Below are 19,506 nucleotides of genomic sequence, written 5' to 3'. Positions count from 1 at the left end.
CCTTATCATCTTCCATGGAGAACTAACCATAAGTATAGATTAATAATCATTGAAATCAGCAATTGACGCTCAAAGTTTAATAAAAAAATAATTAGCGCTATCACATTATCGAGTGATTAGGTATAATTTGCGATCGTATTTTAACTGAGCTAGCATTTTTTAAGGTTTTGCCGATGTCATTAAAAGTCAAAGAGCGCAGACGCGCGCGTTTTCATGCCGTGCAGGCTCTATATCAGCAATCATTGGCGCATACACAAGTCAACGAACTGAAATTGCAATTCTATGCTGACAATGTTGATCGTCATTCCGTTGAGTGGGATTTTTTCTATCGCTTAATCGATGGAGTTGCTAAGAATAAAGACGCCATTGATCAGAAAATCAATCATTATGCGATCAATGATTTGGCGTCAATTAATCCGATTGATTTGGCGATTTTACGCTTAGGCGCTTATGAGCTCATCGATTGTTTAGATGTACCTTATCAGGTTGTTCTAAATGAGTATGTTGATCAAGCAAAAGAATTGGGTACTGAAGAAGGGCATCGTTTCGTCAATGGGCTCTTGGATAAAATTGCTAAAGAAATGAGAAAGCAGTAGTTCTAAATTTTTGATCAATGGTATATGCCACTATAAAATATTACCTGACATGTATATAATCTATTGAGTTTCAGAGGCTTCAAATATAGGTTATAGATACGATGGAAAAAAAGGTAAGCCGCCTTCGCTGGCAAATGGATCGCGTATTTTGGTGTGATTTACTGTTGATAACAATCATTATGGCAATCGCCTTGTGTCTTTATGGTCTGCCGGTGCTTTTCACGCCAGATGAAGGGCGCTATGCTGAGATTGCGCGCGAGATGGTCGTTAACCACCAATATATCGTACCGCACCTAGATGGAGTGATTTATTTTGAAAAGCCGCCAATGATTTATTGGTTAACAGCTTTGTCGCTCAAGATCTTTGGCTTCAATATTTGGGCGGCTCGCCTACCTAATCCGGTGTTATCGATTATTGGTGTGTGGTTTGTATATCTCGTTTGTCGTATTGTCTATCAAAAGCGCCGTGTATCACTGTGGGCTGCACTGATTACGGGGACGTCGATTTTATATTTAGGTGGAGGACGCTATTTAAACCTTGATGCCGGTGTCGCCTTTTTCTTAACGATAACCATGTTGTCATTTTGGGCATCAAGACAATATCGCCAGACAAGTTGGCAGGCAAATATATGGTTATTAAATGCCTTTATTTTCTCGGGGCTTGCAGTGATGACCAAGGGTTTAATTGGCATTGTCTTTCCGATGATGATTATTGGTTTATGGGCGCTTATCGTTGGCAGATATCGCCTGCTGTTAGATTATCGCTTATATCTTGGCTTAATCGTCGTTTTAATCATTTCAGTGCCATGGATTGTTGCGGTTAATAACGAGCACCCTGAGTTTTTCCATTATTATGTGATTGTTCAACAAATCTTGCGTTATGCTACGGATGAGCAAGGGCGACAAATGAGTAAATTTGTCTATTTTGGTATTTTTATTATTGGCTTTTTCCCTTGGTTTGGCTTTTTACCACAAGTCTTTAAATCAGTATTAACTAAGCTCAAAACACGTAAAAAGCATGAAAATGAGTGGTTTTTATTTGTCTGGGGCATGGCAATTTTACTATTTTTTGCGTTTTCAAAATCGATTTTAATGGGCTACTTAATTCCGGTGGTGACACCCTTTGCGATCTTGATCGCGCGACGCATTGACAAGATACTTAATGAGTCGACATTACGTAAGTCAACCAAGGCAAGTATTATTGTTTCATTGGTGTTTTTCATTATTATTGCGATTGCTTTTGTGATCTTGCCATTTATTCCTAATTTTGCGATGTTCTTTAATGAAATTGCAGGGTTTTATTGGCCGGCGGCACTTGTGTCTCTTATCACTGCGATTGCAGGATTTGTTTATTTAAAGCGCAATAATCTCAAAGCGATTATGTTATGGTTTGTCTGTGCGATGATGATTATATTGAATTTGGGCTGGTCAGGTTCGCAGTATTTTGCACAAAAAACAGTGCGTCCACTGACGAATATTGTCGCCCCTTTGCTTAAAACCTATCCGCAGGCGATTGTCGCAAACTATGGTGGTTACTATTATGATGCACAGTTTTATTTGGATCGCTTGACGTGGATTGTTGCCAATGAAGGCGAGCTTGCAAATACTGCCAAAATGCCAAACTCAGGTGCTGATAAAACGCTAAGAACCGCAGATCAATTCTGGCCAGCATGGCAAAGTGATCGTCGTGTTTTTGTCTTTACCGATGAGAATAATTACAACGCTTACTTTAAAAAAGGACAACCTTATCAAGGGTATTTGTTAGCAGAAACACCAAAGCGTTTTTTATTGACTAATCACCCGTTAGCAGAAGCAGCTTTTATGCATGGAGCGTAATACAATGGATAAAAACTATCAGTATTTTAGAATTGTTGAACACCGGCAACTTGCCATAAGTGTTCACCATCTTTGCGTATGAAGTGCCAGATTTCTTCAAAGTTTTGCCAGTCACCATGAGCATCTTCTTTAACCTGTCCAACAAACATGACACTGGCAATATATTGATTTGCTTGACGATCACAGCTCATGACTTTGCAGCTAAGGTCTTTAAATTGCGCTAATTCCTCATTGTGCTCAATGTCATTTAAGACACTGTGATAGAGATCTTCAGTAATATAGCTTCTGATCTTTTCAAGACCTTCTTTATTGTTTAAAGCTTGTAGTTGATTAAATAAGTTTAACGCTTGGTGGTTAAAGACGGTCTCAGGTGTACCATCAGCTAACTGGCCGTTGACGATACCATTAATTGACTGTGTTGATTGGCTGTGCTCAGCCGAAGCTTCTTGGGCATTGCCAGTAAACGCATTGGTAGCGGTATGTAGTGGTGATGCTTGATTATGTGATGCATTATTATGATTGTTATTGTGCATTTGTTGCTGCATTGCCTTTCTACGCATAAAGAAAACAAACAGTGCGATCAGTGCAATAACAATGAGTAATCCCGTCATACCATGCGCACTAAAAAGCCAAGCAAAAAGCGCACCTAATCCAAGCGCGGTTAAAATCTTACCAAAGGTGCCCATGCCACCTTTTTTCTGAGCAGTGCTGCCAGCAGCTGTGCTATTGTGTGTTTGTGTTGGTGTTGAGCGGCTAAAGCCATGGCTTGAACCACCGCCAAAACGCTTGGCTTCAGCTAACTGAAAGCCTGACATTGCTAACAGCATAAATGAGAAGATCACGCCAATTTTCTTAAGCATCGTATCGTATCCTTTGGTTTTGCTAAATGAAATCTTGCCAATCATAACCAAAAGCTGCTATAGAAACCAGTTGAATATTTCATCGCGAAATTGATAGTCTTGCAAATTTGACAAGTCAGTTTCAATAATGTTAGGGTAAAAATAACAATCGATCATTATGGAGATGTTATTTTATCTTGAGGACTTTTCCTCAAAATTTAATATAGTTATGTTTTATCAAACACTAAGATTATTAAAAATTTCACTTGGAAACGTTATTGAGTGGTATGATTTCAGCCTTTATGGTTATTTTGCAGTAGCGATAGCAGCAACGTTTTTTCCTAGCTCAAGCCCTTTTATTTCATTATTGGCCACTTTTGCAGTCTTCGGAGCTGGATTTCTAGCCCGCCCTGTAGGTGCTTTTGTTTTTGGGCATTTAGGCGATAAAGTTGGTCGTCATTATGCAATGAATCTTTCTATTGCTATGATGGGATTGGCAACAGTTGGAATGGCATTTTTACCAGGTGTCTCAACGATAGGTATTATGGCGCCTGTGTTGCTAGTTTTACTTAGAATGATTCAAGGCTTATCCGCTGGTGGTCAGTTTGGCAATCTGTTAACGATTACGACAGAAGATGATGATTATCGTTTAAAAGGTTTAAACATAGGTATTGCATATTCAGTATCTGTTATTGGGTTCTTGTTGGCAGCCTTTGTTAGCGTTACCGTTGTTAAGTTAATTCCTGATTCATTGTCTGAATATGCTTGGCGAATTCCATTTTTAATAAGCGCTGTTCTTCTAATAGCTCAGATTTTTTTAAAAGAGAAGGATGTCGATCAAGATATCGTAGACTCCAAAGATAAAATGAAAGTCTCACCAATTAAAATAGTCTTTACAAAGCACAGAAGAAGCCTTTTTTGTGTCATTATACTTTCGGCTGTTGCCGCATCGTTGTTCTATATTCTGGCAACTTACCTTGTGACTTATATGACGCAACATATTGGGTTAAGTCAAGCGACAGCTTTAGGTATTAATAGCTTGGCTCTTAGTTTGATATGTATTATGGTTCCGCTTTCAGGACTCCTTTCAGACTATTGGGGCCGAAAGAGATCCTTAAACGCGTGCCTCATATCAATGATAGTGTTGTCGGTGCCGGCAATGCTGTTGTTCAACTCAGCAAGTTATGTGCTTATTATTGTAGCCACTGTTTTAATAACAGCACTTGTATCCTTGCTTCAAGGAGTTGCAACGCCTTTGTACTCTGAGCTTTTCCCAAAAGATGTGCGTGCTTCAGGTTGCTCAATTGCATATGGCATAGGAGTTTCCATCTCTGGCTTTGCACCAATGTTTGCAGATGTGTTTGTTAATATGTCACCATCATATGGTTTAATTTATTTTATTTATGCATTGATTATTGTTGGTGTTATAACCACCTTTTACTTGCCAAGTAATAAAGTCAGACACATAGAATATCTTCGTGTTCGTTCATTATTGGTGGCATAGGTAATTTATCAACTATACTCAATCTAAGAATGATTAGATGGAACCTAAACAAACAATGGATACAAGAAACAAAATCCCTTTTTATAGTGGACTATGCTTGCTGCTAGGCTTAGTTGAATCTGCTATTGCTGTAAATGTTGTCGATAATCATGACCAAGATGATTTGCATCCTACTATGGCATTGCATAATTCAGATAATCGCTTGGATAATCACTGGTATTTTGGTCCAACGCTAGAAGCGCGCTATACGCATACGCGCTTAAATCTTTTTAATGTTGTTGGTACGGCGGCAACGTCTGAGTGGGTGGGTGGTGCTATTTTTGGCGTCATTAGTACTTATAATCACTGGCAAGCGCATTGGTATATCCATGGGGCGGCAGGGACAGGGCGCGTTAATCTGCGAGCAAATGATTATAATATTGATCAGCACACTAACCTTGAGCATTACTTTGCCGTTTCAAGTTTGAGTTTTGGTTATGAATTTATTCAAGGGCGATTTCATATAACACCAGGTGTTTATACTACGGCAAACTATTCAAGATATCGTACGACTGAGCCGATGATGTTGGCATTGGTCAATACCAGTGGCACGAAACAGGATGATGTGTATTTGCATGCAGGGGTATTACAATCAAGTACGTTTCATTTTAATCGCCATTTTTCAATCTCAAGTCGTACTGAGCTTGGTTATATTTATTACAACAATACGCAGGTTGATTTTTATCAAGCCAATGGTTTGGGTACGTTGTCACAAAATACCACGAATCACGGCGGATTGTATTCACTATTAGGTATTGGCTTTAATTTTGATAGCAGTTATGGACGCTTTATTATTGCGCCATGGGCAAGCTATATTTATGTCCCCGCAAAAAACCATAGTATCAATAGCAATGTTAGTGCTATTGGCTTAAAGCTTTTGTATCTTATGTAGTGTAATGATTAGCAAGAGTGGACTGCTGGAATCACAAGCTTTTGACCCACGCGAATCTTAGATGGGTTAGTGATGTTGTTTTCTTTAGCAATGCAGTTAGCACCTTTAGTCTTTGATAAGCCATGTGCTATAGCGATGTCATATAATGTATCACCTTTTTTAACCGTATACGTTGCATTACCAATAGCTGTTGGTGCTTGCGCTGCAGCTGGCTGATTATGCATTACAGGTTGCTCTTGACCAATAGCATTGTTCTCTTGGCTTGAGAAATAGTTGCTTGGCCCCATTGGAATCGTATAAGTCAAGCCAACAGAAGCCGTTGCTTGACCCATGCTGTGACCACCTTGTGGCAACCAGTTGTATTGGTATTGTGCAAATACGTTCATAGTGCGAGACAATTGGTAACCAGCACCCACTGCAACAACAGGTCTGAAAATTTTGCTATAGTTATCATTGGCACCAACACGGTTCCATGCATAACCCGCTTTACCAAATACATCAAACTGTTTATTGTTGCCAAAATAGTACTTACCAACTAAGAATAGTGGTACATTCCAGACATTGATTTTGTTGCCTGCTGTTTTTGAAACTTGGTTTGCGTATTGCAAATCCATTTCCGCACCAACGCTAACGCTGCGATTTAAAGCATAGTCATAACCTACTAAACCACCGAAAGCTACACCACCTTTGTGGTTTGCAAAACCATTTTGTGCAAATGAGTAACCAACGTTGCCACCAACGATTAAACCACTTTGTGCGCTAGCATTTGCTGCAGAGATGCTTAGTAAAGCAATCGCTGATAAACCAATTATTTTGTTCATTTTTGTCATGAGATAAACCCCCTATAGATTTGTTTTGTATCAAAGACCTATTTTTGGTTCGCGCAAATTAACGTAAAAATTTGGAAAAATCAAATACGATACGCTTATTTGTGTTAACACTTTATTTTTTGGGATAATCCTTTGCTATACTTGCTTAGGCGTTCATGGAAAGATAAAAAGGAAATTGTTATGCCCATTATTCAAATATACTTTGGTCGGAGGTATCATCCTCTCAGTTATGGTATTCGCTGGGTGACACGTTCACATTTTTCACATGTCGAATTGCAAATTGATGATGATTGTTATAGTAGTAATGGTTCATTGGGTGTTTATAAGCGTAGCTATGATGACTTGCGCAAATCTCAAGATATGTTAGAAACTTGGCGTACAGAAATCAGTGATGCACAAAAGAATGATCTGATTATTTTTTTAAACAATCAACTGGGCAAGAAATATGATTACTCATCTGCCTTAGGGCTTGGCTTGTGGCGTCGTGACTGGATGGATGAACATGATAAATGGTTCTGCTCAGAGCTTATTGATGCAGCATTTAAAGCAGCAAAATCCCCTTTGACCAATAATGATTTTGCTTCACATCGTTTAACGCCAAATGATTTAAGAACTTCTCTTGCGATTAAGCGTGAAAAGCTCGAGAAAAACATTCACAACAAGAATTGGTGGCAGAAATTGAAGTTTTTCTAATACGCAGTTTTACTCATCACCTAGCCAATTAGCCACGACAATTTTATCTAGGTTTTGTTTGGAATGCCATTAATTTAAGTGTAAAGTATTATTATCATAATTTTAGATCAAATGTAAAAAGGATAGAATATGAAAAAAGTGATTGTTGTGGGTGCTACGGGCACGATTGGTCAAAGTGTGTGTGAGACTTTGCAACAGCACAACTACGAAGTGATTAAAGTATCACGCTCAGGCGATATTGAGGTAGATATTGCCGATCTTGATTCGATCAAAGCCATGTATGACAAGATTGGCTCATTTGATGCATTGGTATCGACCACGGGTAAAGTAACGTTTAAGGCGTTAACTGAAATGACTGAAGCGGATTTTATGCTTGGGCTGCATAACAAATTGATGGGGCAGGTCAACCTGGTGCAAGAGGGATTAAAATATATTAATGATAATGGCTCATTCACATTAACCACAGGGATCTTAAATCAAGAACCTATCGCCCTTGGCGCATCCGCTGCGATGGTCAATGCAGGAGTTGAAGGTTATCTCAAAGCAGCAAGCTTAGAATTGCGTCAAAAGGTGCGCATCAATGCGGTAAGTCCAACAGTTATCACCGAAGCACTTGCCTCTTATGCGCCATTTTTCCCGGGCTTTACATCGGTATCTGCACATGATGCAGCCCAAGCCTATCTAAGATCCGTTGCTGGTATTGAAACTGGCAAGGTTTTTAAAGTGGGGTTTTAATGGTTTAGACACTTCACCACATCTAAAGCTGCAGCTTTACGTGCCGGAAGCAAGCCGCTTAGTATCCCTAGGCTGACGACAGAGATAAATGCCAGTAATACCGCAAAGGGTGAGATGAACCAGATAAACTGAATCTCTTGCACGAACTTTGAAGCGATATATAAGATCAACTCATAGCTACCAACTCCCAGCACAAAGCCGATAATGCCAGCACTTAAACACAGTAAAATGGCTTCAATCAAATAGCTCCAAAAGATCGTGCGATCTCCGGCACCAATGGCTTTGAGTAAGCCGATTTCATATAGATTTTCAGAAATTGATGCCAGCATCATATTGGTAATACCAATGCCTGCAACAACAAGCGATACGATTGAAATGACTGCAAGCATTAAGGTGAAAATGTTTAAAAAAGTCTGAATGTTTTGCAATAGATCAATGTCCGGTGACACCATGAAGGTGCCGCTGTTGCCATATTTGCTGGTGAAGTAATTCTTAAGGGCGTTACTCACTGGAATGACAGCGTTTACATCATCGACACTAAAATAAAATTGGGCTAGAAAACTCCAATTGACCTTTTGTAAGTAGGTGAAAGGTAGGAGAACCTGAGTATTGATATTATTCCAAGCATCACTGCTTGAGCTTGATTTTTTCTTTAGCACGCCAATGACAAAGCAGGTATAACTGCCACCATAATCACCGATCTTAATGACATTGCCAATTGCGCTTTGTGTTGGGAAAAGCTCACGGTTAATATCATTACCAATAATGCAGACGTTATCGGCATTTTGAATATCCAGTGCCGAGAAATTTCGTCCTTGTGCTAGGTGGGTATTAACAATCGGCAAGAAATATTCATTAACGCCTTGAATTGAGATTCTATTTTGATGCACCTTGTTACTATTAAAAATCACACTGTTGGCATAGCTACTAATCGAAGGCGATAGCATGGTAATCTGTGGGAAAATCCGCTTTATCGGCATGAGATCATCTTTAACCGAAAGCTGTTCAAAGGATGAATTATTATGATCTGATGCCGATTGCATCCAGTTCTTATAGGCATAGAATAATACCGTTTTTGCGCCCAATTTATCATAAGATGCTAGAATTTTATCCTTAGCGTATTGTCCAAGCGTCATCATCACAATAATGGAAGCAACACCGATAATTACACCTAAAGCAGTCAATAGTGTTTGCCCTTTTTTGATCATCAAGGTGCGTAAGGCTAAAGCAAAAAGTCGTGTTAAGGCATGTGTGTAGCTGCTGCTTGAGCTTGGCTTTTGTTTATTGTCATGGATTTGAGTTATATCCTGCTTGGCAGAAGAATTTATTTGGGTGTCCTTTTTAATATCTGCAAGCACTTTACCATCTTTAATCTCGATAGTGCGCGGTGCAAATTCGGCAATTTCCTTATCATGCGTTACTAAAATGATTGTTTTGCCATTTTGATTCAGCTTGGTTAAGAGCGCCATAATGTTCTGGGTATTGTGACTATCCAAATTTCCCGTTGGTTCATCAGCAAGGATAATGTCCGCATTACGCATCAATGCTCTGGCAATTGCGACACGTTGTTGTTCACCGCCTGAGAGCTCTTTAGGGTAATGATCTAAACGATGGGCAATGCCAACTTCTTTGGCAATATCATGCGCTTTTTGTTTTAATGCTTTACGATCATGCTGAACATTAATCGGATAATTCATCGGTAACAAGATATTGTCCAACACACTTAGCTTGGGCAATAGATGAAATTGCTGAAACACGAAGCCAATATGTTTAGCGCGTATTTGTGCCAATTTGCGACTATCAGCATGCGCAAGGGATTCATTATTTATTTTGATATTACCTGATTCAAGTGTCAGCATTGCACCTAATAAATGCAGCAATGTTGACTTGCCTGATCCTGAAGCCCCTACAATTGCAACAAACTCACCTTGCTGGATTTTTAAATTAATATCATGCAACACGGGCGTTGATTTCATTGCACCGTGATAACTAAAACTAAGATTACTTACCTCATACGCCAAACTCATATGGCTATACTCCGCTGAAGTAATCGATTGGCTCAACTTGATCACCGACCGTTAAGCCTTTGGTGATTTCAACATCTTGTGTGGTTTGTATGCCTAAGCTGACTTCTTGCATTTTTCCGTTGCTCAATTTGACATAGTTATGCCCATCTTGAATGCGAATATATTGCTTAGGCAGCGCAATGACATCTTGTTTTTCATCAATGTAAATATCACAAACAACATTCATTCCGGGAAGCAAATCAGCATTCTTTGTTGTAATAAGCACCCTAATCGGGTAAGTAGTTTGTTGTGTCGAATTAAATGATGTCCCCGAATTATTTGGTGAGGGCGCTAGAGCAACGCTGGTGATTGCACCATCAAAGCTAGTATTATTGTTAGCGGATGCTTTGATCATGACTTTTAAGCCTTTTTTCATTTGCAGTATGTTTGATTCGGCAATGTCTGCGGTGACATAAAGTTTTGATAAATCATCGACTTTGAGAATAAAGTCACTATTTTGAGTGTTGCCTGAACCTTGAGTGACATACTCACCTTCAGATTTTTTGATATAGATCACAGTTCCGGCATAGGGTGCTCTAATTGGGTAGACTTTCTCCGGTGATTGTAGTGAGCTAACTATGCTCACAAGAGGATCGCCTTGAACGACATGTTGCCCCAGATTGACGTAGATTTTTTGGATATAGCCTGCATAGGGTGCGGTGACGACGGTTTCTTTATTGGCACTAACTTCTCCTGCAGCGGAAATTTTATTTATCAGTGTTTTTTTGCTTACTATATAGGGCGTATCCGTTGTAGTTAATGGCTGACTGGTTTTAACAGCGAAGTAATAAAGCCCGTATCCAAGCGCAATTAGGATAATAATGATAATGAGCCATTTAATGATTCTTGAAAACATAACGCTCAATGTCTCCTTTATAGAAATGATATTGATAGGTGTCTTTTAATAAACTTGCATAGAGATTAAGCATCGTTTGCTCAGCTGTTTGTAAGCTACGTAATGCATTGATTAAATCAAGATAAGACTGGCTGCCCGCTTGAAAATTACGCTTTACCGAGGTGTAACTTTCTTTGGCATATTTCTGAAGTTCAATGGCTGTTGGTAGCGTATCATATTGGTTTTTGAAATCATTGAGCAAATCTGCCAGCGTTTTTTGTGCATCGAGTATGTTGCCTTGATTGTCATACTGGTTTTTAAGTTTTGTTTCCTCAGCAATGACAATATTGCGATCCAACGTGCCGCCATCAAACAGGTTAAAACTTAACGTTAAGGTTGCATTCCAGCTAAATTCTTTGCGTGCACCAATGCCACCAAAAAAACCATTTTGCGCATAAGGGTTTTGATACCCCCCATTGATGGCAAATGAAGCATTTGGCCAGTAATTACGTTTTGCTTGATTGATACTCCAATTGTCTTTTTGTTGTTGTAATTGCCATAATTTGTATTGGTATAGATATTGCTCAGAAAAATGCGTTAATGCTTTAGGGATGTCTTTTAGATCTTGTAATGCCAGTACACTAAAATTGAAATCCTGAGGGCTAAAAGCGCTAACACCCATGCTTTTAAGTAATTTCTGCTTGGAAACTTTAAGGCTTTGTTTTTGTTGCTTTAACGTAATCTCGGTACTTAAGAGCTGCGTTTTTAAATTTAGCTCGTCCGAGCGTGATTTAAGTCCTTGTTTATATAAGGTGTTGGCACTTAGATACTGCGTTTGATATTGCTGATAAAGTGTTTCTTGCAACTTAAGGTTGTGAACACTGAGTGAATATTGGATAAAATTTTCAGCCACCTCTTGGATCAATTGATCCTTAGCATAGCGATAGTTAAGTTGATCGATCGCGGTTTGAATCTTTGCTTGGTAATAATTGGTGATCTTAATACCATTTTGACTAAAATCTTCTGATAGCTGCAAGCCAAAGGTATTGCCGGTATTAAGCCCTGTGCTATTGGCTGTACTGTATGTTGTATCACTTGCTGTTGATGTGCTGATTAAGTCAAGTTTTGGCAAGAAGGCGGCAAAGGCATTGTCTTTTTGCAAAGCGCCAATGTTAAGTTGTGATTGCTGCGATTTTAAACTCGGGGCATGCTCAATCGCATATTGCACTGCTTGCTGTAAACTGAAGCTTTTGCAAAATCCAAAAGAAACCGTTGTGCTTAGCATGCATAGGCTAAGATATTTCAGATATTGGTTCATTGGAGTTTAGCAGTCAGTAGGCTTTGGGATGATAAGCGTTTGTCCTGCCGCTAGGCGATTAGGATCTGTTATTTTATTGGCTTTAGAAAGACAGGTTATACTGATGTTATTCTTGCGGGCAATGCTATATAAGCTATCGCCAATCTCGACTTTATAAGTTACGGGCTTATTATTCTCTGCAACGTTAGCAACTGCTGAAATTTCCTCAAGTTTAGTTTCAGGCGCGCCTGCTGCTTCAACAACTTTGGCTGAGTCATCCTCAGTTGATACCTTGCTTGTTGTTGCTTTGTCATTGTTTCTTACTGTTGAAGATGTATTATCTTTAATCGCTTGATCTGTTGGTGTTATAGCAGTTGGTTCTTTGTGTTGACTGCTAAATTGTGCACAACCTGCTAACAACAGTATTCCAGCTGCAATGATATAAAGCTTCTTTTGCATAACTGACTCCTTCTTTTGATGATACTTCATCAGTGTAGCTATAAAGCATAGGCGCTGCAAAAGGTTTACGGCTGAATTGTGGAGAACCAACCATCAGATAGATAAGTGGTTGGTATCTTAATAGATAACATAAATCAGCTTTTGATAATGGCTTGTTACTCAATACGAGTTGTGCGTATGGTGGTATGTTATTCCATATCGCCTAATGAGTGCTCACCTTTAATGCGCACAAAGATTTCTTCACGATGTACGGACACCTCTTTAGGCGCGTTTATGCCTAGACGAACTTGATTTCCTTTGACGCCCAAAACAGTGACTGTTACTTCGTCCCCAATCATGACAGTCTCGCCAATTTTTCTTGTTAAAATTAACATGTTAAAGTTACTCCTTATTATATAGCTTTATCTTCCAAAGCTGATCAAACCTATACCAACCCTTTGCAAAGTAAATGCACAACCCCAAGCTTAAAATGCTTTTAGTCCTCGCAAAAAGTATAGACTTAAAATATTTATATGCATCTAAAAACTGGATAATTCTAAACAAATAAATAGTTTTTGCCAGAATTTTATGCATTTAAATTGAAATTGATCGGTTTTGCCACAGCAGCAGTAGGGCTTTGGCTAAATTATCGTTATACTGAAAAACATTATTAAGCTGCGCTGATATTAGATGTTTTTATTTTATAAGTTAAATAAAATTATTCATAGTTATCTAAATGATGAGCAGCGTGCGCTCGTGGCAGATGCTTTTTTGTTTGGTGCTGATGCGCATGAGCTGCAGGTTAGAAGCTCTGGCGAGCCTTACTTTACGCATCCAGTAGCAGTTGCTTGTGTATTGGCAGGTATGCGCCTTGATTGTGAAACGGTGATTGCTGCTCTTTTGCATGACACGATTGAAGATACTGAAATTTCGTCAGAAATGATTGCTCAACGTTATGGTGAAAAAACGGCGCAATTAGTTGAAGGTGTTACCAAATTAAGTAAGATTGAAACGCATTCAAAGGCAGAATTGCAAGCCGAGAATTTCCGTAAAATGGTTTTGGCAATGGTGCAGGATATTCGTGTTATTTTGATTAAGCTTGCTGATCGACTACATAATATGACAACGCTTGCGCCACTTCGCCCAGATAAGCGTCGACGAATCGCATTAGAGACTTTAGAGATTTATGCCCCTATTGCGCATAGATTGGGGATGCATCACATTAAAAACTCATTTGAAGAGTTAGCTTTTGAGGCAATGTATCCTTATCGCTATAAAACACTAAAAACAAAAGTATTACATGCACAAAAGCATCGTGATCGCTTGTTTCGTAAAATTAAAGAGCGATTACAGTATCATCTGACTGAGCTTTTAGAAGGTGAAAAGCCAGTCTCAGGTCGCAAAAAACGTCTATATAGCATTTATCGCAAGATGCGAGATAAAGAGATGTCATTCTCTGAAATTATGGATATCTATGCTTATAAGGTCATTGCGCCAACACGGCGCGATTGCTATATGATCTTAGGGGCAATTCATGAGATCTTCAGACCTATTCCTGGACGCTTTAAAGATTATATTGCTACCCCAAAAGCCAATGGTTATCAGTCACTACACACCACCGTTTTTGGTCCTTATGGTGTGCCAATTGAAGTGCAGATAAAAACTAAAATAATGGATGACACGGCAGAGAAAGGGGTTGCCGCACATTGGATTTATAAGGCGAAATCATTAAGTCACGATAATGCTCAAAAGTGGCTAGAGAAGCTGTCTGATTTGCAACAACATGTCACCAAATCAATGGACTTTGTTGAAAGTGTTAAGCTGGATTTATTTCCTGACGAGGTTTATGTGTTCACGCCAAATGGCGAGATTATTGAACTGCCCAAAAGTGCAACATGTGTTGACTTTGCTTATCACATTCATACCGATATTGGTAATCACTGCATTGCGGCAAAGGTGAATCGTAGGATCACGCCATTGAGTTATGTGTTAACGCATGGTGATACCGTTGAGATCATTACCTCACCTAATGCCCACCCAAATCCTGCGTGGCTTGAGTTTATTAAAACGGCGCGTGCTAAACACGCGATAAAGCATGCTTTAAAGCGCTATGAGCATGAAGAGTTTGTGCATATTGGGCAGCAGATTCTCACACAAGCACTATTGAAAAATCATATGGATTTTTCGACTATTTCAGCGGAGTTATTACAAGAGGCGTTAGTTGAGTTTAATTTCCCAGCTATTGCCGAGCTACATGCTGCCATTGGGCAAGCAAATTTCTCAGCGAATACGTTTGTGCACTTTGTTGATCAAAAACAGCAGCTTGAAAGTGATGATTATGATGCGCAACGCAAATTGCTGATCGATGATAGTTATCTTCGCCAATTAGCAAGCTGCTGCACACCGATTCCTGATGATCCAATTACGGGTGTATTAATCTCTGATAAAGGGTTAATGATTCATCGCATTAAATGCAGTGAGTTATTAAAACTTAAAAAAACACATGAAATTATTGAGACACAATGGGCAAAAGACTGCACGGGCTATTATCCGGTGAAGCTGCGAATTAGTTTGCAAAATGTACAAGGTGCAATTGCCAAAGTCACCGCTAATATCTCACGGCATGATGCACAAATTTTAAGTTTCAATATTCTTGAGTCTGACGCGCAATATGGTATCGTGCAGACAATGCTTGAGGTCAAAGACCGTGTGCATTTGGCGCGTGTCATCCGTGGGTTGAAGCATTTGAAAATATGCATTAAGATCGAGCGAATTTAACTCAAGATTCTTTTGGCTTCCTCAAAAGAGCGTTTAACACAATCCTCAACAGCTAGGCGGGTAAAGTAGTTACCCGTTAATGCTAGACTGTTGTCTTTGATCAGTTCATTATTAATCCCGTTAATAAACTGTTGGTGCTGTGATTGATAGCATGGCACGCTATTTTTTTTGTGTTTTAGATCAATCAAAGCATCTTTAGGAATGTTAAGTTTCGATAAAAACCCATCAACTAATTGTTGGTAAGGGATGTTTGTGTTTTTAAAATGCACTGTCATGCCGCGATACTTTTCATGCGTTATTGTATCGCGCGTCACCATCGAAAAGAAATCTTGATTCATACCAATTAAACCATTGATCGGCTTGATATGTTTGACTTTGTCTTTGTCAAAAACTAAAGCGACTGTTATGAGTTTAGAAACTTCAGGTTGATACTTAAGGTGGACAAGTGGGTGATTAAGTTGCGCAAGTAATCGGTAGCAAACATGCCAGGGTGTTGCTAAAACTAACTTATCTGCTGTGAATACACCATTATCTGTGGTGATATGCCACTGTTCGTTTTGCTGCTCAACGGTCATGACTTGAGTGTTTAGATTGATCTTTGTATTTTGATTGTCTATGTCTCTAAACAGGCTTGACATGCCGTGCTCAAAAGTAAAGCTGCGTGGTAGGCTTTTATCTTTAGCGCGTGTTTTAAAAAGAAAATCAGCAGGGAACTGTCGACTATCTTGGCACAGTACGGCATCAAAGCAATAACGTAGTGTTTTTTGATAATTTTGAGATCCAAAGACAAAGCTAAAATATTCTTCAACGCTGCGATCATTAGCATGACTAAATTTAAATAGTGGCAAGCCAAGACCTGCGCGAATTGGGTTGAGTTTACTTAAAATGCTGGCAATTTGATTTTGTGGTGTCAGCAGTTTAAAAGGATGTTTCTCGCGTCGTTGCAACTGATTCAACAGTCCATTATCACGACAAAAACTAATTAAATGCTGATAAGAGTTGTAAATGGTATGCGCGCCCAACTCAAGCCAGAAATCACGTGTTTTTGGGCTGTGATAGGTTTCAATGCAGCCACCAAGCTTGTCATTTTGCTCAAGGATAATGCTCTTATATCCTTTAATTGCTGCAAAGTGCGCAAAGCTTATACCTGAGATGCCGCCACCAATGATAGCAATGGGATAGTGTTCTGACATGATAAATATTCCTTTTATGCGGATAATGCCTCAATTAATGAGGTGGCGTACGCGCCAGTTCCTAAGCTAAAGCTAAGTGTTAAAGTGTTTTTTGATACATCATGGCTATAATCTAAGTTTTTCGCATAAGCATAGATGCTGCGAAATTGCATTTCACTATGTGCAGCTAAATAATCAATAAACTTGCCATGAGCTTGGGTAAACTGTTCATATTGGCGCAATGCTTCATTAGTAAAGAATAACTTTTGCTGTTTACCAATCAATGGTGCGGCAATGCTTAACTCTTTGGACTCAATACGCTGTTGGATTTCATCTTGATTCTCCGCGGTGACTTGAAAGACGCTATTACCATCGCTAAAGCCAACAATGTCGCCGATTAAAGCCTTTTGATCTGTATGATTTTGTTGGCGAAACTGGACATAAGCATTAAATAAAAAGCTGCGCATAACGGATAATAAAAAGCCATGATCTTTTGGGTTAAGCTTGATTTTGCCATCAACAACATCATGTGCTTGTTGTAGATTATCATGACCAAAACGCTGCTCACCAAAAAGATTAATAAAGCCGTGTTGCACAATATGTTTAATCTTGGGCTCTATTTCTGGGAATGGTAACGTTAAATCGCGTAATACAAGGGTAAAATGATTGGCTTTGTGGCTGCCAATTTTAAGCTTTTTATTGTGGCGATTGATGCGTAGGATGTTACAATTTTCAACATTAAACTCACTAAAATCGATATCAGCTTTACTAGGATAATATAGGGAAAACCATTGTCTGGTGATCGCGTGTTTATCTTTCAAACCACTATAGCCGATATCGCGCTGCTTAAGACCTGTATATCGAGATAATGCACGGATAATATCTTTGGTGTTTAAACCATTTTTTTCGATAAACAGCCAAATATGCTCGCCATTACCGGTTAAGTCAAAATCAAAAATTTCTTCAACCAAGAAGTCTTGATTATATGTTTTCAGTTTGCCAATCGGTTGACTCATTATTTTTCTTCGCCTTCAGAAGCATAGTCTTTAGGGTATTGTGGCTCATTGTTGAGCTGATGGGTTTTTTCTTTATCGCGATAGGCTTTGGGCTGCAATAAAGACTGTCTTGATGGGTCAAGATTGAGCTTAACACTGTATTCTTGCGAATGTTTCTGCAGCTCAGAAAATTGTTGGTAAATGTTTTCCATAATTTCATGTGTTTTATGCACATGTTCATTGATGGTGTTTTGATAGTGTGTTAGCAGCGTCTTAGTTTCGTCTAACTCATTGCTAAGATTTTTGCTACTTTTACGTACACTTAATCCAATCGCAAGTCCGATGATAAAAGCGGCGATAATACCCAAAATTAACGAAATAAGCATATTGGCTCCTATTGTTGATAAATGAGGGCAACCGCATGGCAGGCGATACCTTCTTTTCTGCCGGTAAACCCAAGTTTTTCAGTCGTGGTTGCCTTGATGTTAACTTGATTTAAGGTAAGCTGCAACAGCGTTGCAATACATTGACGCATTTCAAGAATATAAGGGGCAAGCTTAGGCACTTGAGCAACAACCGTCACATCTATATTAGCAATTTGATAACCTTGTGTTTTGATGCCGTGTTGCGCATGCACTAAAAAATCTTTGCTTGCTTGATTTCTATGTTTGGGGTCAGTGTCAGGGAAATGCTGACCAATATCACCTAATGCTCCAGCACCAAGAACTGCATCGGTAACGGCGTGTAAAATGACATCGCCATCGGAGTGCGCCTCAAGAGAAAAAGGCGCATCAATCTCAATTCCCCCAAGCATTAATGGCTTATCTTCGTTAAAGATGCGATGCACATCATAGCCGTGACCAATACGAAACATCATTAATCCTTGACACTTAATGGGAAGCTATTGCCAGTCCATGCACGAAAACCACCATCGACCGAGATAACATTGTCATAACCCATTTTTTGTAGGTTGTCAGCACTTAGTGCTGAGCGAAAACCACCACCGCAATATAAGTACATCTTTTGATTTTTGTTAGGAATGAGTTGTTCAATTTTAACTTCAATAATGCCACGGCTTAAATGATTGGCGCCAGGCAAGTGCGAGTGCGCAAATTCAGATTCTTCACGGACATCAATAAGAAGACCATCTAATGTGTTATTATCAAGCATATTTTTGATGTGAAAAACATCGCATTCTTTGATGCGTGTTTTGGCATCATTGACCAGTTTAAGAAATTCAGTATTGTGTTGCATCTTACGTCCTTTGCTTTTTGCCTGTGTGTAAAAGGTGTTATTGTACCTTAGTCTCTCAGCAACTTATAGTTTTAATGACAAAGGAATAATATCAATATAAGCTAGTAGCCGATGGCATGCTGTGAAAATAATACTAGATACCAAGGAGGCTTATCATGGCTAATTTTGCATTAAGATTACCTAATTCAATCTATGATGATTTAAAACAAGTTGCTGAGATAGAGGGAGTCTCTATGAATCAGTTTGTTATGAGTGCAGTATCTGAAAGGGTTGCTTTAGCTAAAGTAATGTCGAATCTTAACAAAAACACCGTCAAGATGGCACCAAATGAGCTAGTCGCATTTTTGGATGAAAATGTAAGTAATAATAAGCCTTTAAGTAAAGATGAGATGTGATAGAATTGCTACCTAAATCAGCATCACTCTCTATTTGTGATGATTGTTTTTTGTTACTAGCGTCGTGAAAGGCTCGAATGATGCATAATCCAGTAAATAAACAACCCCCAAATACCGCTAATAAGAACGGTGATAGTCCAAGCAAAGCCTGGCATCATTTGTGGTGTTACATTATGTTTGGTGAAATTGTTTAAATCACGAATGATCGCTAATGTACAAACAAGATGCACGATTACAGTGAATGCGCTGATAACGTAGTAAATGTTTTGATAGAGATTGATCACGGCTTGATGAAAATAATCCATAGTGATTT

20 protein-coding genes and 1 pseudogene are annotated in these 19,506 nt (G+C 39.0%); 8 read left to right on the top strand and 13 right to left on the bottom strand.

Annotated elements, in window-relative coordinates; all coding sequences use genetic code 11:
• Positions 1-173 precede the first annotated feature (173 nt).
• The gene (gene nusB / locus ACTS4L_RS05235; RefSeq protein WP_440615909.1) at positions 174-596 is read left to right on the top strand and encodes a transcription antitermination factor NusB; all 423 of its coding nucleotides are present in this window, start codon (positions 174-176) and stop codon (positions 594-596) included.
• A gap of 101 nt (positions 597-697) precedes the next feature.
• Positions 698-2,431, top strand: coding sequence for a phospholipid carrier-dependent glycosyltransferase (locus tag ACTS4L_RS05230; protein WP_440615908.1), 1,734 nt, complete (start codon positions 698-700; stop codon positions 2,429-2,431).
• A 26-nt stretch (positions 2,432-2,457) separates the two neighbouring features.
• Here ACTS4L_RS05230 and ACTS4L_RS05225 read toward each other — a convergent pair whose 3' ends face one another.
• Positions 2,458-3,336 carry a hypothetical protein gene (locus ACTS4L_RS05225; protein ID WP_440615906.1) on the bottom strand — a complete coding sequence of 293 codons (879 nt, stop codon included), beginning with the start codon at positions 3,334-3,336 and terminating at the stop codon, positions 2,458-2,460.
• 163 nt (positions 3,337-3,499) lie between these two features.
• Between ACTS4L_RS05225 and ACTS4L_RS05220 the strand changes: the two genes are divergently transcribed.
• Together ACTS4L_RS05220 and ACTS4L_RS05215 are read left to right on the top strand one after the other, a co-directional pair.
• The gene (locus ACTS4L_RS05220; protein WP_440651771.1) at positions 3,500-4,774 is read left to right on the top strand and encodes an MFS transporter; all 1,275 of its coding nucleotides are present in this window, start codon (positions 3,500-3,502) and stop codon (positions 4,772-4,774) included.
• A gap of 55 nt (positions 4,775-4,829) precedes the next feature.
• Positions 4,830-5,705 carry a hypothetical protein gene (locus ACTS4L_RS05215; protein ID WP_440651769.1) on the top strand — a complete coding sequence of 292 codons (876 nt, stop codon included), beginning with the start codon at positions 4,830-4,832 and terminating at the stop codon, positions 5,703-5,705.
• 8 nt (positions 5,706-5,713) lie between these two features.
• Here ACTS4L_RS05215 and ACTS4L_RS05210 read toward each other — a convergent pair whose 3' ends face one another.
• Positions 5,714-6,535 carry an outer membrane beta-barrel protein gene (locus ACTS4L_RS05210; RefSeq protein ID WP_440615903.1) on the bottom strand — a complete coding sequence of 274 codons (822 nt, stop codon included), beginning with the start codon at positions 6,533-6,535 and terminating at the stop codon, positions 5,714-5,716.
• Between the two features lie 180 nt (positions 6,536-6,715).
• On the opposite strand from ACTS4L_RS05210, the gene ACTS4L_RS05205 reads away from it, so the two are divergent.
• Both ACTS4L_RS05205 and ACTS4L_RS05200 read left to right on the top strand, forming a co-directional pair.
• Positions 6,716-7,228: a hypothetical protein gene (locus ACTS4L_RS05205; RefSeq protein ID WP_440615902.1), complete on the top strand. Its 513-nt coding sequence runs from the start codon at positions 6,716-6,718 to the stop codon at positions 7,226-7,228.
• A gap of 129 nt (positions 7,229-7,357) precedes the next feature.
• Positions 7,358-7,963, top strand: a complete 606-nt coding sequence (locus ACTS4L_RS05200; RefSeq protein WP_440615901.1) for a short chain dehydrogenase — start codon at positions 7,358-7,360, stop codon at positions 7,961-7,963.
• Here the strand turns inward: ACTS4L_RS05200 and ACTS4L_RS05195 are convergent.
• From ACTS4L_RS05195 to csrA, 5 genes are all read right to left on the bottom strand, one after another.
• Positions 7,960-10,035: an ATP-binding cassette domain-containing protein gene (locus ACTS4L_RS05195; RefSeq protein WP_440615899.1), complete on the bottom strand. Its 2,076-nt coding sequence runs from the start codon at positions 10,033-10,035 to the stop codon at positions 7,960-7,962. The two genes, ACTS4L_RS05200 and ACTS4L_RS05195, sit on opposite strands and share 4 nt — an antisense overlap.
• Positions 9,995-10,885 carry an efflux RND transporter periplasmic adaptor subunit gene (locus tag ACTS4L_RS05190; protein WP_440615898.1) on the bottom strand — a complete coding sequence of 297 codons (891 nt, stop codon included), beginning with the start codon at positions 10,883-10,885 and terminating at the stop codon, positions 9,995-9,997. The genes ACTS4L_RS05195 and ACTS4L_RS05190 overlap by 41 nt, the downstream gene beginning before the upstream one ends.
• Positions 10,866-12,182 carry a TolC family protein gene (locus ACTS4L_RS05185; RefSeq protein WP_440651767.1) on the bottom strand — a complete coding sequence of 439 codons (1,317 nt, stop codon included), beginning with the start codon at positions 12,180-12,182 and terminating at the stop codon, positions 10,866-10,868. The genes ACTS4L_RS05190 and ACTS4L_RS05185 overlap by 20 nt, the downstream gene beginning before the upstream one ends.
• A 6-nt stretch (positions 12,183-12,188) precedes the next feature.
• Entirely contained in the window at positions 12,189-12,620 is a 432-nt protein-coding gene (locus ACTS4L_RS05180; protein WP_440615896.1) for a LysM peptidoglycan-binding domain-containing protein, read from the bottom strand.
• A 188-nt stretch (positions 12,621-12,808) separates the two neighbouring features.
• Positions 12,809-12,994 carry a carbon storage regulator CsrA gene (gene csrA, locus ACTS4L_RS05175; RefSeq protein WP_117001530.1) on the bottom strand — a complete coding sequence of 62 codons (186 nt, stop codon included), beginning with the start codon at positions 12,992-12,994 and terminating at the stop codon, positions 12,809-12,811.
• 295 nt (positions 12,995-13,289) lie between these two features.
• On the opposite strand from csrA, the gene ACTS4L_RS05170 reads away from it, so the two are divergent.
• On the top strand, positions 13,290-15,377 hold the full coding sequence (locus ACTS4L_RS05170) for a RelA/SpoT family protein (protein ID WP_440615895.1): 2,088 nt from the start codon (positions 13,290-13,292) through the stop codon (positions 15,375-15,377).
• On the opposite strand, the gene ACTS4L_RS05165 is transcribed toward ACTS4L_RS05170, so the two are convergent.
• The 5 genes and pseudogenes from ACTS4L_RS05165 to ACTS4L_RS05145 all read right to left on the bottom strand — a co-directional run.
• Positions 15,374-16,570: an FAD-dependent oxidoreductase gene (locus ACTS4L_RS05165; protein ID WP_440615894.1), complete on the bottom strand. Its 1,197-nt coding sequence runs from the start codon at positions 16,568-16,570 to the stop codon at positions 15,374-15,376. The genes ACTS4L_RS05170 and ACTS4L_RS05165 overlap by 4 nt on opposite strands.
• Positions 16,571-16,584: 14 nt before the next feature.
• On the bottom strand, positions 16,585-17,565 hold the full coding sequence (gene truD, locus ACTS4L_RS05160) for a tRNA pseudouridine(13) synthase TruD (protein WP_440615893.1): 981 nt from the start codon (positions 17,563-17,565) through the stop codon (positions 16,585-16,587).
• Complete coding sequence (locus ACTS4L_RS05155; protein WP_440615892.1) at positions 17,565-17,930, bottom strand: ZapG family protein; 366 nt, start codon at positions 17,928-17,930, stop codon at positions 17,565-17,567. Before ACTS4L_RS05155 ends, truD begins: the two co-directional genes overlap by 1 nt.
• Positions 17,931-17,938: 8 nt before the next feature.
• The gene (ispF, locus tag ACTS4L_RS05150) at positions 17,939-18,421 is read right to left on the bottom strand and encodes a 2-C-methyl-D-erythritol 2,4-cyclodiphosphate synthase (protein ID WP_440615891.1); all 483 of its coding nucleotides are present in this window, start codon (positions 18,419-18,421) and stop codon (positions 17,939-17,941) included.
• Positions 18,422-18,438: 17 nt separating this feature from the next.
• Positions 18,439-18,798, bottom strand: a pseudogene (locus tag ACTS4L_RS05145) (rhodanese-like domain-containing protein); the annotation flags it as partial.
• Between the two features lie 155 nt (positions 18,799-18,953).
• Here ACTS4L_RS05145 and ACTS4L_RS05140 point away from each other — a divergent pair.
• Positions 18,954-19,193: an Arc family DNA-binding protein gene (locus tag ACTS4L_RS05140; protein ID WP_440615890.1), complete on the top strand. Its 240-nt coding sequence runs from the start codon at positions 18,954-18,956 to the stop codon at positions 19,191-19,193.
• A 56-nt stretch (positions 19,194-19,249) separates the two neighbouring features.
• On the opposite strand, the gene ACTS4L_RS05135 is transcribed toward ACTS4L_RS05140, so the two are convergent.
• Complete coding sequence (locus ACTS4L_RS05135; protein ID WP_440615889.1) at positions 19,250-19,498, bottom strand: hypothetical protein; 249 nt, start codon at positions 19,496-19,498, stop codon at positions 19,250-19,252.
• Positions 19,499-19,506: the final 8 nt, after the last annotated feature.

Origin of the sequence: Cysteiniphilum sp. 19S12-1 (assembly GCF_052030685.1) — a bacterium.
Lineage (GTDB): Bacteria > Pseudomonadota > Gammaproteobacteria > Francisellales > Francisellaceae > Caedibacter.
This window is presented reverse-complemented; position numbering and strand designations above follow the sequence as displayed.

What these genes read in the sequence shown, in the direction of transcription:
- ACTS4L_RS05140 (WP_440615890.1), top strand. Translation starts at nt 18,954, where the DNA reads ATGGCTAATTTTGCATTAAGATTACCTAATTCAATCTATGATGATTTA.
- ACTS4L_RS05200 (WP_440615901.1), top strand. Translation starts at nt 7,358, where the DNA reads ATGAAAAAAGTGATTGTTGTGGGTGCTACGGGCACGATTGGTCAAAGT.
- ACTS4L_RS05225 (WP_440615906.1), bottom strand. Translation starts at nt 3,336, where the DNA reads ATGATTGGCAAGATTTCATTTAGCAAAACCAAAGGATACGATACGATG.
- ispF (WP_440615891.1), bottom strand. Translation starts at nt 18,421, where the DNA reads ATGATGTTTCGTATTGGTCACGGCTATGATGTGCATCGCATCTTTAAC.
- ACTS4L_RS05155 (WP_440615892.1), bottom strand. Translation starts at nt 17,930, where the DNA reads ATGCTTATTTCGTTAATTTTGGGTATTATCGCCGCTTTTATCATCGGA.
- ACTS4L_RS05190 (WP_440615898.1), bottom strand. Translation starts at nt 10,885, where the DNA reads ATGTTTTCAAGAATCATTAAATGGCTCATTATCATTATTATCCTAATT.
- nusB (WP_440615909.1), top strand. Translation starts at nt 174, where the DNA reads ATGTCATTAAAAGTCAAAGAGCGCAGACGCGCGCGTTTTCATGCCGTG.
- ACTS4L_RS05135 (WP_440615889.1), bottom strand. Translation starts at nt 19,498, where the DNA reads ATGGATTATTTTCATCAAGCCGTGATCAATCTCTATCAAAACATTTAC.
- ACTS4L_RS05165 (WP_440615894.1), bottom strand. Translation starts at nt 16,570, where the DNA reads ATGTCAGAACACTATCCCATTGCTATCATTGGTGGCGGCATCTCAGGT.
- ACTS4L_RS05220 (WP_440651771.1), top strand. Translation starts at nt 3,500, where the DNA reads ATGTTTTATCAAACACTAAGATTATTAAAAATTTCACTTGGAAACGTT.
- ACTS4L_RS05215 (WP_440651769.1), top strand. Translation starts at nt 4,830, where the DNA reads ATGGATACAAGAAACAAAATCCCTTTTTATAGTGGACTATGCTTGCTG.
- truD (WP_440615893.1), bottom strand. Translation starts at nt 17,565, where the DNA reads ATGAGTCAACCGATTGGCAAACTGAAAACATATAATCAAGACTTCTTG.
- ACTS4L_RS05230 (WP_440615908.1), top strand. Translation starts at nt 698, where the DNA reads ATGGAAAAAAAGGTAAGCCGCCTTCGCTGGCAAATGGATCGCGTATTT.
- ACTS4L_RS05180 (WP_440615896.1), bottom strand. Translation starts at nt 12,620, where the DNA reads ATGCAAAAGAAGCTTTATATCATTGCAGCTGGAATACTGTTGTTAGCA.
- ACTS4L_RS05170 (WP_440615895.1), top strand. Translation starts at nt 13,290, where the DNA reads ATGTTTTTATTTTATAAGTTAAATAAAATTATTCATAGTTATCTAAAT.
- ACTS4L_RS05205 (WP_440615902.1), top strand. Translation starts at nt 6,716, where the DNA reads ATGCCCATTATTCAAATATACTTTGGTCGGAGGTATCATCCTCTCAGT.
- ACTS4L_RS05185 (WP_440651767.1), bottom strand. Translation starts at nt 12,182, where the DNA reads ATGAACCAATATCTGAAATATCTTAGCCTATGCATGCTAAGCACAACG.
- ACTS4L_RS05210 (WP_440615903.1), bottom strand. Translation starts at nt 6,535, where the DNA reads ATGACAAAAATGAACAAAATAATTGGTTTATCAGCGATTGCTTTACTA.
- csrA (WP_117001530.1), bottom strand. Translation starts at nt 12,994, where the DNA reads ATGTTAATTTTAACAAGAAAAATTGGCGAGACTGTCATGATTGGGGAC.